Annotated in this window: 16 protein-coding genes; 9 read left to right on the top strand and 7 right to left on the bottom strand. The window is 64.1% G+C overall.

Going from position 1 to position 14,165, the window contains the following annotated elements; genetic code table 11:
- Nucleotides 1-12: 12 nt before the first annotated feature.
- Genes flgG through flgB form a run of 6 tightly spaced genes read right to left on the bottom strand, consistent with a single transcriptional unit; the run spans nucleotide 13 to nucleotide 3,548 of the window.
- Nucleotides 13-801: a flagellar basal-body rod protein FlgG gene (gene flgG, locus ACS0VV_RS12845; RefSeq protein WP_483533085.1), complete on the bottom strand. Its 789-nt coding sequence runs from the start codon at nucleotides 799-801 to the stop codon at nucleotides 13-15.
- A gap of 18 nt (nucleotides 802-819) precedes the next feature.
- A complete protein-coding gene (locus ACS0VV_RS12840) occupies nucleotides 820-1,560 on the bottom strand; it encodes a flagellar basal body rod protein FlgF (RefSeq protein ID WP_483533084.1) in 741 nt (246 codons plus the stop codon).
- Between the two features lie 34 nt (nucleotides 1,561-1,594).
- On the bottom strand, nucleotides 1,595-2,413 hold the full coding sequence (locus tag ACS0VV_RS12835) for a flagellar hook-basal body protein (protein ID WP_483533083.1): 819 nt from the start codon (nucleotides 2,411-2,413) through the stop codon (nucleotides 1,595-1,597).
- 37 nt (nucleotides 2,414-2,450) lie between these two features.
- Entirely contained in the window at nucleotides 2,451-2,759 is a 309-nt protein-coding gene (locus ACS0VV_RS12830) for a flagellar hook assembly protein FlgD (RefSeq protein WP_483533082.1), read from the bottom strand.
- On the bottom strand, nucleotides 2,759-3,163 hold the full coding sequence (gene flgC / locus ACS0VV_RS12825) for a flagellar basal body rod protein FlgC (RefSeq protein ID WP_483533081.1): 405 nt from the start codon (nucleotides 3,161-3,163) through the stop codon (nucleotides 2,759-2,761). The genes ACS0VV_RS12830 and flgC overlap by 1 nt, the downstream gene beginning before the upstream one ends.
- A gap of 37 nt (nucleotides 3,164-3,200) precedes the next feature.
- Nucleotides 3,201-3,548, bottom strand: a complete 348-nt coding sequence (gene flgB / locus ACS0VV_RS12820; RefSeq protein ID WP_483533080.1) for a flagellar basal body rod protein FlgB — start codon at nucleotides 3,546-3,548, stop codon at nucleotides 3,201-3,203.
- A gap of 198 nt (nucleotides 3,549-3,746) precedes the next feature.
- On the opposite strand from flgB, the gene ACS0VV_RS12815 reads away from it, so the two are divergent.
- From ACS0VV_RS12815 to ACS0VV_RS12780, 8 genes are all read left to right on the top strand, one after another.
- Nucleotides 3,747-4,406: a MotA/TolQ/ExbB proton channel family protein gene (locus ACS0VV_RS12815; protein WP_483533079.1), complete on the top strand. Its 660-nt coding sequence runs from the start codon at nucleotides 3,747-3,749 to the stop codon at nucleotides 4,404-4,406.
- Nucleotides 4,407-4,409: 3 nt separating this feature from the next.
- Complete coding sequence (locus ACS0VV_RS12810) at nucleotides 4,410-4,832, top strand: hypothetical protein (RefSeq protein ID WP_483533078.1); 423 nt, start codon at nucleotides 4,410-4,412, stop codon at nucleotides 4,830-4,832.
- 32 nt (nucleotides 4,833-4,864) lie between these two features.
- On the top strand, nucleotides 4,865-5,398 hold the full coding sequence (locus ACS0VV_RS12805) for a flagella basal body P-ring formation protein FlgA (RefSeq protein WP_483533077.1): 534 nt from the start codon (nucleotides 4,865-4,867) through the stop codon (nucleotides 5,396-5,398).
- A 78-nt stretch (nucleotides 5,399-5,476) separates the two neighbouring features.
- Complete coding sequence (locus ACS0VV_RS12800; protein WP_483533076.1) at nucleotides 5,477-5,767, top strand: flagellar biosynthesis anti-sigma factor FlgM; 291 nt, start codon at nucleotides 5,477-5,479, stop codon at nucleotides 5,765-5,767.
- Entirely contained in the window at nucleotides 5,764-6,105 is a 342-nt protein-coding gene (locus ACS0VV_RS12795) for a flagellar protein FlgN (RefSeq protein ID WP_483533075.1), read from the top strand. Before ACS0VV_RS12800 ends, ACS0VV_RS12795 begins: the two co-directional genes overlap by 4 nt.
- A 68-nt stretch (nucleotides 6,106-6,173) precedes the next feature.
- Nucleotides 6,174-7,076 (top strand): transglycosylase SLT domain-containing protein, encoded by a 903-nt coding sequence (locus ACS0VV_RS12790; RefSeq protein ID WP_483533074.1) that lies wholly within the window; start codon nucleotides 6,174-6,176, stop codon nucleotides 7,074-7,076.
- Between the two features lie 11 nt (nucleotides 7,077-7,087).
- Nucleotides 7,088-9,199 (top strand): flagellar biosynthesis protein FlhA, encoded by a 2,112-nt coding sequence (locus ACS0VV_RS12785; protein ID WP_483533073.1) that lies wholly within the window; start codon nucleotides 7,088-7,090, stop codon nucleotides 9,197-9,199.
- Nucleotides 9,196-9,909 carry a sigma-70 family RNA polymerase sigma factor gene (locus ACS0VV_RS12780; protein WP_483533072.1) on the top strand — a complete coding sequence of 238 codons (714 nt, stop codon included), beginning with the start codon at nucleotides 9,196-9,198 and terminating at the stop codon, nucleotides 9,907-9,909. Before ACS0VV_RS12785 ends, ACS0VV_RS12780 begins: the two co-directional genes overlap by 4 nt.
- Here the strand turns inward: ACS0VV_RS12780 and gyrB are convergent.
- Nucleotides 9,906-12,443 carry a DNA topoisomerase (ATP-hydrolyzing) subunit B gene (gene gyrB, locus ACS0VV_RS12775; protein ID WP_483533071.1) on the bottom strand — a complete coding sequence of 846 codons (2,538 nt, stop codon included), beginning with the start codon at nucleotides 12,441-12,443 and terminating at the stop codon, nucleotides 9,906-9,908. The genes ACS0VV_RS12780 and gyrB overlap by 4 nt on opposite strands.
- A 139-nt stretch (nucleotides 12,444-12,582) precedes the next feature.
- Here gyrB and ACS0VV_RS12770 point away from each other — a divergent pair, with 139 nt between their 5' ends.
- A complete protein-coding gene (locus ACS0VV_RS12770) occupies nucleotides 12,583-13,965 on the top strand; it encodes an L-serine ammonia-lyase (RefSeq protein WP_483533070.1) in 1,383 nt (460 codons plus the stop codon).
- The last annotated feature ends 200 nt before the right edge of the window (nucleotides 13,966-14,165 follow it).

Genomic DNA, 14,165 nt, shown 5'->3' with positions numbered 1-14,165 from the left:
ACTTGGCTAGGCTCAAAGCGTCTGGTTGGCGTTGCGCAGCATTTCGTCGACCGCGCTGATCATCTTGGAATTGATCTCGTAAGCGCGCTGCGCCTCGATCATTTCGACCAGTTCCTCGACGACATTGACGTTGGAGGCTTCCAGCATCCCCTGCCGGATCTGCCCGCGCCCGTTCTGCCCCGCCGTGCCGACATCAGCCGCGCCGCTGGCTGCGGTTTCGAGCAGCAGATTGTCGCCCGTCGCTTGCAATCCTGCCGGATTGACGAAGCTGGCGATATTGATCTGGCCAAGTTCGGCGGGTGTCGCATCGCCATCGACAATCGCGGTCACCGTGCCATCGGGCGCGATGGAGATCGCCTGCGCTCCGGCAGGAACCTGGATCGCAGGCTGCACGGCATAGCCTTGCGCGGTCACCAGTTGGCCTTCTGCCGAGAGGGTGAAGTTGCCTGCGCGGGTGTAAGCGGTCTGCCCGCCGGGAAGCTCGACCTGGAAGAAGCCGTCGCCATCAAGCGCGAGGTCAAGCGTGTTGCCTGTGGTCGACAAAGTGCCCTGCGTGTCGATGCGCGTCGTGCCCTGCACCGACACGCCGGTGCCAAGATTGAGGCCGATCGCATAGGCGGTCTCCCCGCTCGAACGCTGGCCTGCCACGCGGGCATCGTCATAGGCGAGCGTTTCGAAATTGGCGCGGTCGCGCTTGAAGCCGGTGGTGCCGATATTGGCGAGATTGTGCGCGATGACGCGCATCCGCGTATCCTGCGCTTCCAGCCCGGTGCGGGCGACGTGGAGTGCTGATGTGGGCATGGTGTTCCCTTTCGTGGATTAGCTCAGCGACATCAGGCGCGAACTCGCCTGATCGAGTTGTTCGGCGGTGGATATGAGCTGCACACGGCGTTCGAACGCGCGCTGTGCTTCGATCATCTCCACCAGCGTTCCGGCAGTATCGACATTGCTCGATTCCAATGCGCCGGGAGTGATGGTGGCGGTGGGATCGGCGGGCAAAATTCCGCCGTCGGGCACACGCAATTGGTTGTCCAACCCCTTCACCAGCGTGCTGCCTTCGGCGCTGGCGAGTTTGATGCGGCCGACCTCTTCGGGTTCGGCATCGGGAGCGGCGGGATCGGCGGCGTAGACGGTGCCGTCGCTGCCGAAGCTGACCTGCCAGCCGGGCGGAACGGCAATCGGCCCCGCCATCCCCAGCACTTGCAGCCCCTCGCCATTTACCAGCCGCCCGGCGGTGTCGATTACCAGATCGCCGCGCCGCGAATAGACTTCGCTGCCATCGGCGGCCTGCATCGCCATGAAGGCGCTGCCGTTCACCGCGATATCCAGATCGCGCCCCGTTGGCGTGACGGTGCCTTGCGAGAAATCCGCCCCGCGCACCGCGCCTTGCGCCAGGCCGCGCACATTGAAGTGGCTGCCGCGAATGTGCATCGGCGTGGTGGCGAAGGTCTCGGCGCGAAAGCCGGTGGTATTGGCATTCGCCAGATTGCTGGCGATTGCCCGCTGGCGATCCATTGCGGCATTCATGCCGGTGAGCGCGATATAGATCATGCGGTCCATCGGGCGGTCTCCCTAGGCTGGCGTGTCAGGCTTGTTAGTTGCGCAGGTTGATGATCGTCTGCGAGAACTGGGTGGCGGTATCGATGGCGCGGGCATTGGCCTGGAAATTGCGCTGGGCGGTGATGAGGCCGACCATTTCCTCCGCGATATCGACGTTGGAACGCTCTAGCGCGCCCGACAGCAGCGCGCCGCCACGGCCATTGGATGGCAGCTCGTAAACCGGAGCGCCGGAGGAACCGGTGTTTTCCCAATTGGTCGCACCCACGGCGCGCAGGCCCGCCGGCGCGGTGAAAGTCGCCAGCGCCAAGCGGCCCACCGGCGTGATCGAGCCATCGCCATAGGCGGCGTTGATAATGCCGTTCTTTTCAATCGTGACATTGGTCAGATCGGCTCCGGCGGGATTGGTCAGCGGGACGGTGGCATCGATAGTGCTGGCGGTGCTGGTGACGGTGCCGGTGGCATCGACCGGGAACATCTGCAGCTGCTGGTCGCCGCTGGTGAAGAGCGCACCCGTCGGGCTCAAAGTGAAATTGCCGTTTCGGGTGAAGAAGATCTGGTTGCTCTCGGTATTGCGGGTGGCGAAGAAGCCGTCGCCATCGATTGCCACATCCAATGCGCGCCCGGTCTGGTCGATGGCGCCGAGCGAGAAATTCTGCGTGACGCTGCTCACCGCCGAGCCGAGGCCTTGGGTCTTGCCCGGATCGGAGTTGGAGCCATTGGCCACCAGATCGACAAATTCGACGCTGCTTTTCTTGAAACCGGTGGTTTCGGCATTGGCGATATTGTGCGCGATGGTGTTGAGATCGGTCTGCGAATTGCGCAGGCCGCTAAGCGAGGTGTAGAAAGACGACATGGCGGTAACTCCTTGAGGACGGGGGTTCGGAAAGGGATCAGGTGGCGGGCGTCGCGGCCTGCTGCGCCGCGATCAGCGCATCGAGCTTGGCCGAGATATCGCCCAGAGTGGCGTTGGTTTCGGTGGTACCCGCAAGCGCGGTGAACTGCGCCATCTGCGCCAGCATTTCGGTGTTATCGACCGGCTCCAGCGGATCCTGCTGCTGCAATTGCGCGAGCATCAGGGTGAGGAAATCGCCCTGGTCCATCGCGCCAAGGCCAGTGGGCTGGCGCGCGACCGGCGGATCACCGGCGGCGTTGATCGTGCGCAGGGTACTATCCGGCAAAGCGGTGGTAATGGCGTTCATCATTTGCTCCTGAGGGTTTCCAGCATCAGCTGTTTGGCGGTCTGCATCGCTTCGACGAGGTTCTGGTATTGCCGTGCGGCCTCCATGATCTCGACCATTTCTGCGCTTTCGTTGACGGCGGCTTCCCACACATTGCCCTCTGCATCGGCCAGCGGGTGGTCGGGGTCGTAGCGGCGGGTGGGCAGCACATCGCTCTGCCGCACTTCGGATACGCGTACCCCGGCGAGGCCATCGGCGCGGGCGAGATCGGCTTGGAACACCGGGCGCAGCGCGCGGTAGGTTTCCGCTTCGGAAGAGGAGACCGAACCCGCATTCGCCAGATTGCTGGCAGCGGTGTTCATACGGATCATCTGCGCGGACATTCCGCGCTGGACGAGACCGAACAGGCTTTCGGGATTTCTCATCGTGTTTGTCCTATCGCTTCGCTGTTTGAGGACATGGTCACTCCCCCTTGATTGCGCGGGTGACGGTGTTCACACGGCCATTGAGGAAAGCGAGCGAGGCCGAATAGGCGACCGCGTTTTCGGAAAAGGCGAGCTGTTCGTTCGCCAGCTCCACCGTATTGCCGTCGAGCGAGGGCATCGTGGGCACGCGGTAACGGGTGGCGGCATTGATCGCGTCTGCGCGGCTCGCGCCGCCCATGCGTGCATCGAGCGCGGCGGCGAAATCGATGTCGCGCGCCTGGTATCCCGGCGTTGCCGCATTGGCGATGTTCGATGTGAGCAGGCCCATGCGATGCGAGCGCAGTTCCAGCGCTGCGCCGTGAATGCCGAACAATCTTTCGCTCATTTGCCTGCCTCCGATTGGCTGCACACGAATTGTGTCGGACAGCAATCAGCAAGCAGCGTGCCAATTGCGCGGCAGAGGGTGGTTTACGGACGGAGCGGCGGGCAGGGCGGCAAGAGCTTGCCGGAAGCGGCAAATCGCTGCCGCCCCCTGAAGATTGCTGCTCGGCTGACGTTCTGTGTGTTCGAGAAGGGATTTTGCATGAACCTGCTAGCCTTGTGGGACACAACCGGCTTCGCCATCGTCTTGGGCGGAACGCTGCTGGCGACAGTGCTGGGCAGCGGGCGAAGCGAGATCGGCATGAGCATGGCGGCGCTATTCGGCCTGCTGCGCCCGCGTTTCGACCTGCCGCAGGCGCGCGCGGAGATTGCCCGCGATGTCGAGATTATCCGGCATGACGGGCTGCTGCGCGCACAATCCTGCCACACCTCGGACGAGGAAATCCTCGCAGCGACCAGCGCGCTGATCCATGACCGCTCGCTCGCTTCGATGCTGGCAACGCATGACCGTTTCCGCCGCGAGCGGCTGGCGATGCGCGAAAAGGCCATCGGCCCGCTGAGGCTCGCCGCCGAGTTGTCGCCCGTCTTCGGCATGGTGGGTACGCTCTTCGCGCTCAGCCAGCTTAACCTGTCGGCGGTGGCAGAGGCCGATCTGATGGCGGGGATCGGGCAAGCGGTGGTGACCACGCTTTACGGCCTGCTGCTGGCGCATCTGCTGTTCTACCCTGTTGTCCGGCTGATCGCGCGGCGTGGGGAGGACGAGGACGCCGACCGCGAGGCGCTGATGCGCTGGCTCGCCGATACGGTCGAGCAGGGTTGCCCCTCGACCACGGCGGCGCGTTTGGCGCGGGCGGGAGCGTAGGCGATGCTTTCTGTCCAGACCGACCGCGCATGGCTGGTGGCGCTCGCTGATATGTCGCTGCTGCTGTTCATCCTTACTGCCGCTGCTTTGCGCCCCGATGCGGGGGAGGCGTTGGCAGAGCGCGAATATGCCGATCCGGCCTTCGGCGCGGCGGCGGAGATTTTTGTCGATGGCCCGGCAGGGCCCGATTTCGCCGACTGGCTGGGGGCGACCGGGCGCGGCGACGGGCAGCATCTGACGATCACTGCCAGCTATGCGGCGCTTGCCGAAAGGGAGGCGGTGCAGCGCCGCAGCGAGGAACTGGCCACAGCCGCCATTGCCGCCGGATACGCCCCGCGCATGGTGGTGCAGCAGGCCGGGAGCGCGCAGATCGTCGCGGTGTTCGCGCATGACGCGCCGCCGGGTCTGGCACAGCAATTGCTTTAGATATGGACGTATCCGTTTTTGGGAGCATCACCATGACTATCCGCTTTGCCCTTTGTGTATCCGCCTGCCTTGCCCTTCTGCCCGATGCCGCTTTCGCGCAGTCCGGCGGGCTGATCGATCACCAGCGAATCGATGCCCGCGTCGCTGCCTTAACCGGCGTGCCGACCGGTTCGGCTGGCGGCGCGATGCAGCCGGTCGACCGGCGCTTGCGGCTGGCCGATTGCGCGCCGCCGCTCGAACTCGACTGGTACGGGCAAAACCAGGATATGGTGCGCGTCGTCTGCCCGGGGCCGGAACGCTGGCAAATTTTCGTTCCGGTGCTGCGCGCGCAGGCTGCTGGCGCATCGGTAGGCGGGCAATCGGGGCAACCCGGGCGCATTGTGATCGAACGCGGGCAAATGCTTGCCATCGCTGTTGAGGGGCGAGGCTTTTCGGTGGTGCAGCAGGGCGAGGCGCTGGAAGATGGCGCGATCGGCGACTGGATCCGCGTGCGGCCCGAAGGGCGGCGCGACGAATTGCGTGCGCAGCTTGTCACACCTGCAAGGGCGGTAATTCCGCTCAATTGAGGCGAAACTTCCCGCACCCTTAAATCCGCCGCGCGCCGTCCGTTCTATGGGCAGATAGTCACAAAAGGAGCAGGGACGATGTCCCCCTATGACGTTACCAGACTGAGCCCTTCGGCACCGCTGCGTGACATTGCGGCGGGCAAGGAACGCGGCATTGTGCGCGCCGGTGCGCAGCAGGCGCAGGCCGCGCCGCAAGCGGGCGTGACCGTATCCACCGAGGCAAAAATCAGCGCCGGATCGCCGCGTATCGATGCCGAGCGGGTCGCCGAAATCCGCAATGCCTTGCGCGATGGCAGCTATCCGATTGTTCCGGCCAAGATAACCGATGCGATTATCGCTGCCCGCCTGATGCTGAGCGGTGGCCAATGAGCGTAGCTGGACAGCGCGAGGGCGCGCCTGCACCTCTGGCCGACACGCTGCGGCAAATGCTTGCCGCGCTCGATAACGAGCGGCAAGCGCTTGCCGGACTCGATGTCGATGCGCTGGTTCTCGCGCATACGGGCAAAAACGATTTGTGCGGTCTGCTGGAGGGCCATGATGCCACCGGGATCGACGCCGAATGTCGCGGTCTCCTGGAAGCCGCGCGGCACCAGAACGAGGTGAACCGCAAGCTGCGCAATCTGCTTGCCGCGAATGTGGCGGCGCGGCTCGACGTGTTGACCCAGTCTCCCGGTCTTTATTCGCGACCAACTGCCATCGGCGGCTGACCTCCCGCGCGAGCTGGCACGGCATTTGCAAAGTGCCTCCCCGAGCGATTTCGCAAGGGGTTTGATCGATGGTTGATCCGTTTACCAATGCCGGGATTACGCCCGCTGCGCGCGTGGCCACTCCGGTGGAGCAAGCGATTGCTGCCGCGGCGAACCGCACGGGCGTCGATTTCGGCTATCTGTTGGCACAAGCGCAAATCGAATCCGCGATGGATCCGGACGCCGAAGCGCGCACCTCCACTGCGAGCGGATTGTTCCAGTTTATCGAGCAGACCTGGCTCGACACGCTCTACCGCCACGGTAGCGCGCATGGCTATGGCGCCTTTGCCGACGCCATCGGGATGCGCGGCGGGCGGGCCTTTGTGCGCGATCCGGCGATGCGCGAGACGATCATGGATCTGCGCTTCGATCCGCAGGCCTCCTCGATCATGGCGGGAGCTTTGGCGAACGACAACCGCGCTGCGCTGCTGCCGGTGCTGGGGCGCGAGCCCGATGCGAGTGAGCTCTATCTCGCGCATTTCCTCGGCCAAGGCGGCGCAACGCGCTTCCTGCGCACATTGCAGACATCGCCCGATGCGCGGGCGGACAGCATCCTGCCCGCCGCCGCCCGCGCCAACCGCGCGATCTTCTACGAACGCGACGGCAGCGCGCGCACGGTGGCGGAAGTGGCGCAATTCCTGCGCAACAAGGTGGAAACCGCGATGCAGAATGCAGCGCCGGGCGAATTGCCCGACTTCCTGCGGATCGCCGCCGCAACGGGCGCGCAGGGTTATGCGGGCGGTGCGCCGCCACCCTTCACCGGGTTCGGGACACCCGGCCTGCCGCTGGCGGCCACCGCCACCACGCGCCCCTCTATGGCCGAGACGCTCAGCGCCAGTTTCGGGCTGGCTGACGGCTCCTCCGCCCTCTCTCCGCGCGCGGCGGGCCATGTGCGCCATGCCTATGCACAATTGCGGGTGTTCGGACTGTGATCGGCAATCTGATGACCCGCTTCGCCCCCAATCCGGCGATGATCGCGTTGCCTGCGGGCATTCTCGCGCTGATCGCCATGATGGTGCTGCCGATCCCGACGCTGATGCTTGATGCATTCTTCGTCTTCAACATCGCCCTGTCGATCGGCGTGCTGATGGCGGCGCTGAATGCGGGCAAGCCGCTCGACTTCTCGTCCTTCCCCACCGTGTTGCTCTTCGCAACGCTGCTGCGCCTCGCCTTGAACGTCGCCTCGACCCGCATCGTGCTCGTCAACGGGCATGAGGGCGGCGCGGCGGCGGGGCACGTGATCGAGAGCTTCGGCGCGTTTCTGGTCGGCGGCAATTTCGCGGTCGGCCTGTTCGTGTTCGTGATCCTGCTCATCATCAACATGGTCGTCATCACCAAAGGCGCGGGCCGCGTATCCGAAGTGTCGGCGCGCTTCACGCTCGATGCCTTGCCCGGCAAGCAGATGGCGATTGACGCCGATATCGCGGCGGGCCTGATGACATCGGACGAGGCCAAGGCGCGCCGCGCTGAAGTTGCGACCGAGGCGGATTTCTACGGCGCAATGGATGGTGCGTCCAAATTCGTCAAAGGCGATGCGATTGCCGCGCTGCTGATCCTCGGAATCAACCTGATCGCCGGTTTCGCGCTCGGTATGCTTGCGCACGGGCTGTCGGCAGCCGAGGCTGCGGAAGTCTATGTGACGCTGGCCGTGGGCGACGCGCTGGTGGCGCAGGTGCCGGCGCTGCTGCTGTCCATCGCAGCGGCATCCATCGTCACCCGTGTTGCCGACAAGTCCGACCTGACCGGTCAGATCGGTCGCCAATTCGGCGATCCGTCCACTTGGCTGCCCGTCGCCATCGTGCTTGGCGCGATCGGGCTGGTGCCCGCCATGCCGCAGATGATCTTCCTGCCCGCTGCTGCGCTCGCCTTCTGGCTCTATCGCAAGCTCAAGACCTATGTTGCCCCAGCCGAGGCTGCACCGGAAGCGAAGGTGGACGACGATCCGCAGCGCATCGCCATCGCCGATGTCAGCGACAAAACTTTGGTAACGCTCGAACTCGGCTACGGCCTTGTCCATTACGTCGCCGAATCGCGCGGGTCGCCGCTCGTCACCCGCATCACCGGCGTCCGCAAGCAACTGAGTCAGAGCTTCGGCTTCGTCGTGCCGCAATTCCGCATTCGCGACGCGCTCGAGCTGCCGCCCAATGCCTATCGCATTATCCTTGGCGGGGTGGAGATCGCGAGGGCCGAAGCGCGGCCCGATGCGCTGCTCGCCATCGATACCGGCGATGTCGGGCCACGCCACGGCTTGCAGGGGGAGCCGACCCGCGATCCCAGTTTCAACTGTCCGGCATTGTGGATCAATCCCGCCGAACGCGACCTGGCGATTGCCGAGGGCTTCCTCACGGTCGACGCCCCCACCGTCATCGCCACCCATGTCAGCCAGCTGCTTGGCAACAGGGCGGAGCAATTGCTGGGGCCGGAGGAAGTGCGCGGGCTGCTGGACGGTCTGCGCGAAGCCACGCCTGGACTGGTCGAGGCGGTCTATCCCGATCCGCTGAGCCTCGCCGCGCTGACCCGGCTGCTGCGCGCCTTGCTGGCGGACGGGATTTCGCTCGCCAATCCGGTGCCGATTTTCTCCAGCCTTGCGATCGGCCTGCAGAGCACGCAGGATTTCGCCGCGCTGGTCGACCATATCCGCGCTGATCTGGGCGGCTGGCTGGTGGGGCAGATTTGCCCGCCGGGTGAGACGCTGGGTGTCATTACGCTCGATAGCGATTTGGAAAGCGCGATCATCGGCGGGATGCGCGATCCGGCGACGGGCCAGCCGATGATCGAGCCCGATTGCGCGCGCCAGATCGGCGAGCAGGTGGCCGCCTATGCCGAGGCGCAGACCGATGGCGCGGGGCTGGCACTGATTGTCCAGCCGCCCGCGCGCCGCGCGATAGCTGCGCTGCTGCGCCAGCGCGGCGCGCATTGTCTGGTGCTGTCGATCAACGAACTCCCCGCCAGCCAGCCCGTCGCGGTCAAAGGTGTGATCGGCGGCGCGAGCAAACCGGCGCTCGCGCCCGAACCCCCGCAAATCCGGAATAATCTCCAAGGTGTTCCCGCATGAAGCATGACCAGAAAGCCTTCGCCGCCGCCTACGGCCAGCGCGATATCGTTGCCGACCGCGTAACCCGCTTCGTGCCTATGGTGCAAAAGGCCGCGTGGCACATTTATGGCGGCGGGTGCGACGGGCTGGAGGTCGATGATCTGATGCAGGCGGGCTTTATCGCGCTCACCGAATGCGCGCAGAACCATGACGGACCGGGGGAAGACGGCTTTGCCGCCTATGCCAAGATCCGCGTGCGTGGTGCGATGTTCGATCTTGTGCGCAAGACCATGCCCGAAAGCCGCCAGCGTGTGCAACGCCGCCGCCGCGTGGAGGATGCGCGCGCGCGGCTCGAACAGCAATTGGGACGGCCCGCAACGCCGCCCGAACTGGCAGAGGCGCTGGGTATACCGCTGGCCGAATTGCCCGCCTTTGATACCGAGGCGGTGCAGATTTCCTCAATCGACGCGGTGGAGCATGACAGCGACGCCGCGTTCAGGAGCGATGCGCCCGATGCGTTCGATCTGCTTGCCGCCTTGCAGGATAACGAGCGACTGGGCGACGCGGTGGCGCAGCTGCCCGAGCGGCTGCAACTGGTGCTCCAGCTCTATTTCGTCGAGGAACTGAACCTCACCGAAATTGCCGCCGTGCTCGAAGTCAGCGTGCCGCGCGTGCACCAGTTAAAGATGGATGCGCTGGCCAAGCTAAAAACGATGATGGCGGCGGATTAGATATCCAGATTGGCGACGTTCAGCGCATTGTCCTGGATAAACTCGCGGCGCGGCTCGACGACATCGCCCATCAGGCGGGTGAAAATCTCGTCGGTTACGTCGGCGTCTTCCACCTTCACTTGCAGCAATTCGCGGTTTGCCGGATCGAGCGTGGTTTCCCACAATTGTTCGGCATTCATTTCGCCCAGACCTTTGTAACGGCTGATCGCGAGACCCTTGCGGCCTGCTGCCAGCACCGCTTCGAGCAACTGGCTGGGCCGCGTGATCGCGGTGTTGGGATCGAAAGCGGGTGCATCTGCAGCCCCTTCCTCTCCTTCCGCCTCAGCAAGCTGCGCCGCTGCCGCGCTGCCCAATTTCACCAGCCTTGCGGGCGAGGCATAGGTTTCTGCCTGTTCCACGCCGCGTTTGTGCAGCTTGCGCGCTTCGGCACTGTCGAGGAACTTGCCGTCGATCAGATGGACATCGGCCACGCCGCGCCACACCCGGTCGAACCGCACATCGCCATCATCGGTGAGGTGCGCGCTCCATTGCGCTTCGGCATCGCTCAGTTGGATTTGCGCTGCCGCATGGGCGAGCCGTTCATTGCGCTGCGTATCGCTCAATTCAGGATCGAGCACGCCCGCCATCGCCATCGCTTCGATCACATTGGTATCATATTTGCGCGGCACAAAGGCCATCAGGTTTTTGAGCAGCAGCGCCTTGTCCACCAGATCGGCGAGGTCCGCGCCCGAACGCGCGCCGCCTGCGGTTTCCAGCACGCGATCCTGCAAGCCATTGCTCACCAGATAGCGATCGAGCGCGCCTTGGTCTTTCAGATAGACCTCGCTTTTGCCCTTGGCGACTTTGAACAAAGGCGGCTGGGCGATGAACAGGTGCCCGGCTTTGATGATTTCGGGCATCTGGCGGTGGAAGAAGGTCAGCAGCAGCGTGCGGATATGCGCGCCGTCGACATCGGCGTCGGTCATGATGACGATCTTGTGATAGCGCAGCTTTTCGAGATTAAACTCGTCACGCAGGCCGGTGCCCATCGCCTGGATCAGCGTGCCGACTTCCTTGGAGCTTATGATCCGGTCAAACCGCGCGCGCTCCACGTTGAGGATCTTGCCCTTCAATGGCAGGATCGCCTGATACTTGGAATCGCGGCCCGATTTGGCGGAGCCACCTGCGGAATCACCTTCGACGAGGAAGATTTCGGACTTCGCCGGATCGCGCTCGCGGCAATCGGAGAGCTTGCCCGGCAGGCTGGCGACGCTCATCGCGCCCTTGCGGCTCATTTCACGCGCCTTGCGCGCTGCTTCGCGTGCGGCAGCGGCGTCGATGATCTTCTGGATGATCGCCTTCGCGTCGGCGGGATTTTCCTCCAGCCATTCGGTCATCTTCTCGCCCATCAGGCTTTCGAGTGGCTGGCGCACCTCTGAACTGACGAGTTTGTCCTTCGTTTGGCTGCCGAATTTGGGATCGGGCAGTTTGACGCTGACAATCGCGGTCAGGCCTTCGCGCATATCCTCGCCCGAAAGCGAGACCTTGGCGTTCTTCATCAGGCCCGAGGACTGCGCGTAATTGTTGAGCGTGCGCGTCAATGCGGCGCGGAAAGCCGCAAGGTGCGTGCCGCCATCGCGCTGCGGGATGTTGTTGGTGAAGCAGAGGACGTTTTCGTAATAGCTGTCGTTCCATTCCAGCGCGACATCGATGCCGATCCCGTCCTTTTCCGCGCTGACGGAAATCGGCTCGGGCACCAGCGCCTGCTTGTTGCGATCCAGATATTTCACAAACGCGCCGATCCCGCCTTCGTAGAAGAGGTCGTGCTCCAGCACTTCCTCGTGCCGGTTGTCGCGGATGAGAATGCGCACGCCCGAATTGAGGAAAGCCAGTTCGCGGTAGCGGTGCTCCAGCTTGTCGAAATCGAATTCGAGAACGTTCTTGAACGTCTCTTCGCTCGCCTTGAAGGTGACGCGGGTGCCCTTCTTGAGGCCGTTCGCATCGCCATTGGATGCGACCGGCGGAGCATCGCCCACTACCCGCAGGGATTCCACCGCGTCGCCATGCTCGAAGCGCATCCAGTGCTCTTTGCCGTCGCGCCAGATGACCAGCTCCAGCCATTCGGACAGCGCGTTCACCACCGATACGCCCACGCCGTGCAGGCCGCCCGACACCTTGTAGGCGTTGTCGTCCGACGTGTTTTCGAACTTTCCGCCCGCGTGCAGCTGGGTCATGATGACTTCGGCGGCGGAGACGCCTTCTTCCTTGTGGATGTCCACCGGAATGCCGCGGCCATTATCCTCGACCGAGACGCTGCCATCGGCATTCAGCTCGATCAGGACAAGGTCGCAGTGCCCTGCCAGCGCCTCGTCAATCGCGTTGTCGCTGACTTCGAACACCATGTGGTGCAGGCCGCTGCCATCGTCGGTGTCGCCGATATACATACCGGGCCGCTTGCGCACCGCATCAAGGCCTTTGAGAACCTTGATGCTGTCAGACGAGTATTCGCCGTTCTGGCGCGGCTTTTCAGGCGTATTTTCGGGGGTATCACTCATGCCCATCATATAGGCGCGGGCGGGCCGAATCCCAAACCCGAAACCCATGTTTTACCCACAGCCAAGGCAAGGGGCGGTGCGGGCGGTTTCGATTGAAACCATATTGCCTTTTGCGGCGCAGGAGCGCATCGCGGCGGCCATGCTTTCGGTGCTCGACATTTTCCGCATCGGTATTGGTCCGTCCTCCTCGCACACGGTGGGGCCGATGCGGATTGCGGGGCGGTTTGTGGCGGCACTGGCCAAGGCGAAAGTGCTGGAGCAAGTGGCAAGGGTGCAGGTCGAGCTGCAAGGCTCGCTGGCGCTGACAGGGGTGGGTCACGGAACGGTCGACGCGACGATCCTCGGCTTGGCAGGCTTTGCGCCCGAAACGGCTGACCCGGATGAATGTGCAGCCGCCTTGGCGACTATCGCCGGAAACAAGCGCCTGATGCTCGGTGGCCGGCGGTCCATCGCTTTCGATGCTGCGCGGGATATTGACCTCGCAGGTCACATTAAGCCGGACCTGCACCCCAATGGCATGACGCTGCGTGCCTATGATGGCGAGGGCGGCGCATTGCTGGAGCACACCTACTACTCGACCGGCGGTGGCTTCGTCGCCAGCGCGGCGCAATTGAAGCGTAAGCCGAAGGGTGACCGCATCTCTACCGGCAAAAGCGTGCCGCATGACTTCGGCTCGGCGGAAGGTTTGCTGGCGATGTGCGCCGATACCGGCCTCACCATCGCCGAGCTGGTGCTCGCCAATGAGGACGCGTCGCGCTCGCGGGACAAGACGCTGGCGGGGCTCGACCGGATAGCCGGAGCGATGGATCGCTGCATCGATCGCGGTCTTACGCAAACCGGCATCCTTCCCGGTGGCCTCAAAGTCCGCCGCCGCGCGCCCGAATTGTGGGCCAAGCTCTCTGCCAGCCCGCAATCGAACGAGCGCGAGCAGCTGTTCGACTGGCTCAACTGCTACGCGATGGCGGTGAACGAGGAGAATGCTGCCGGGGGCCGCGTGGTGACCGCACCCACCAATGGCGCGGCAGGGATTATCCCGGCGGTCATCCGCTTTTATTGCCAGACCGCCGATGGCCAAGCCTGCACGGAGAGCCGCCGGACTTTCCTGCTCACCGCCGGAGCCATTGGTTTGCTCTACAAGCAACGCGCCTCGATTTCCGGCGCCGAAATGGGCTGTCAGGGCGAGGTCGGGGTCGCCTGCTCGATGGCGGCGGGCGGTTTGGCGGCGCTGTGGGGCGGCAGCCCGACGCAAATCGCCAGCGCGGCGGAAATCGGCATGGAGCACAATCTTGGCCTCACCTGCGATCCCGTAGGCGGGCTGGTGCAAGTGCCTTGTATCGAGCGCAACGCCATCGGCGCGGTAAAAGCGGTGAACGCGGCGCGGCTGGCGCTCCACCGCGACGAGGCGACTTGCGTCAGCCTCGACCAGGTGATCGAGACCATGCGGCAAACCGGGCTCGATATGTCGAGCAAATACAAGGAAACCAGCCAGGGCGGGCTCGCTGTCAACGTCGTCGAGTGCTGACCCGAACCCCAAGCAACTAAGAAAAATGGCCGCCCCGCAGCTTCGTAAAGCGGCGGAGACGGCCATTTTGCAGGTCGGCCTCGGCAAGGAAGGGGGGAGGGAGCCGAGACCTCAGGGGTTTGGGACAGCGCACCGCTTACCCTCGGTGCGCGTGTTGCTCACCAGATACGCTGCGCAATGAAATTACTCAAATGCGAAAT

It is taken from the genome of Aurantiacibacter sp. KMU-128 (assembly GCF_056933515.1).
The sequence above is the reverse complement of the archived record's forward strand: the minus strand, read 5'-3'. Positions and strand labels throughout refer to the sequence as shown.

Coding starts and splice junctions, on each gene's coding strand:
- ACS0VV_RS12810 (WP_483533078.1), top strand. CDS start 4,410: ATGCTTTCTGTCCAGACCGACCGCGCATGGCTGGTGGCGCTCGCTGAT.
- ACS0VV_RS12780 (WP_483533072.1), top strand. CDS start 9,196: ATGAAGCATGACCAGAAAGCCTTCGCCGCCGCCTACGGCCAGCGCGAT.
- gyrB (WP_483533071.1), bottom strand. CDS start 12,443: ATGAGTGATACCCCCGAAAATACGCCTGAAAAGCCGCGCCAGAACGGC.
- ACS0VV_RS12795 (WP_483533075.1), top strand. CDS start 5,764: ATGAGCGTAGCTGGACAGCGCGAGGGCGCGCCTGCACCTCTGGCCGAC.
- ACS0VV_RS12790 (WP_483533074.1), top strand. CDS start 6,174: ATGGTTGATCCGTTTACCAATGCCGGGATTACGCCCGCTGCGCGCGTG.
- ACS0VV_RS12835 (WP_483533083.1), bottom strand. CDS start 2,413: ATGTCGTCTTTCTACACCTCGCTTAGCGGCCTGCGCAATTCGCAGACC.
- ACS0VV_RS12815 (WP_483533079.1), top strand. CDS start 3,747: ATGAACCTGCTAGCCTTGTGGGACACAACCGGCTTCGCCATCGTCTTG.
- flgG (WP_483533085.1), bottom strand. CDS start 801: ATGCCCACATCAGCACTCCACGTCGCCCGCACCGGGCTGGAAGCGCAG.
- flgC (WP_483533081.1), bottom strand. CDS start 3,163: ATGAGAAATCCCGAAAGCCTGTTCGGTCTCGTCCAGCGCGGAATGTCC.
- ACS0VV_RS12785 (WP_483533073.1), top strand. CDS start 7,088: ATGACCCGCTTCGCCCCCAATCCGGCGATGATCGCGTTGCCTGCGGGC.
- ACS0VV_RS12800 (WP_483533076.1), top strand. CDS start 5,477: ATGTCCCCCTATGACGTTACCAGACTGAGCCCTTCGGCACCGCTGCGT.
- flgB (WP_483533080.1), bottom strand. CDS start 3,548: ATGAGCGAAAGATTGTTCGGCATTCACGGCGCAGCGCTGGAACTGCGC.
- ACS0VV_RS12770 (WP_483533070.1), top strand. CDS start 12,583: ATGCTTTCGGTGCTCGACATTTTCCGCATCGGTATTGGTCCGTCCTCC.
- ACS0VV_RS12830 (WP_483533082.1), bottom strand. CDS start 2,759: ATGAACGCCATTACCACCGCTTTGCCGGATAGTACCCTGCGCACGATC.
- ACS0VV_RS12840 (WP_483533084.1), bottom strand. CDS start 1,560: ATGGACCGCATGATCTATATCGCGCTCACCGGCATGAATGCCGCAATG.
- ACS0VV_RS12805 (WP_483533077.1), top strand. CDS start 4,865: ATGACTATCCGCTTTGCCCTTTGTGTATCCGCCTGCCTTGCCCTTCTG.